1 pseudogene is annotated in these 379 nt (G+C 42.5%); it reads left to right on the forward strand.

Going from position 1 to position 379, the window contains the following annotated elements:
* Positions 1 to 379 (forward strand): annotated as a pseudogene (locus tag NOU10_RS09310) (mucus-binding protein); the annotation flags it as partial.

Genomic DNA, 379 nt, shown 5'->3' on the forward strand with positions numbered 1-379 from the left:
GCCAGAACAAGAAGGCTACACAGCAATTCCAGGCACAGTAGATGAAGTAGAAGTAACTTCAGGAAGTTTGGATGCAGTGGTAGACATCTACTATCGAGCAGATGAACCAGCAATAGTAGAAGGGAAAGAAGAAAAGACAATTACGCGAACAATTAATGTACACTTGCCAAATGTTGAAGTTCAAATAACAAGACAACCAGTAACTTTGGAAAGGAAGTACACGAGTGTAGCAGGTAGCGATGAGAAGAAATATGGGCTATGGACCGTAGGTCGTTGGGAAAGCTTTACAGCGCCAGAACAAGAAGGCTACACAGCAATCCCAGGCACAGTAGATGAAGTAAAAGTAACTTCAGAAAGTTTGGATGCAGTGGTAGACATT

This window comes from Ligilactobacillus sp. MP3, from assembly GCF_024436335.1.
In the GTDB taxonomy this organism is placed as follows: Bacteria; Bacillota; Bacilli; order Lactobacillales; family Lactobacillaceae; genus Ligilactobacillus; species Ligilactobacillus salivarius.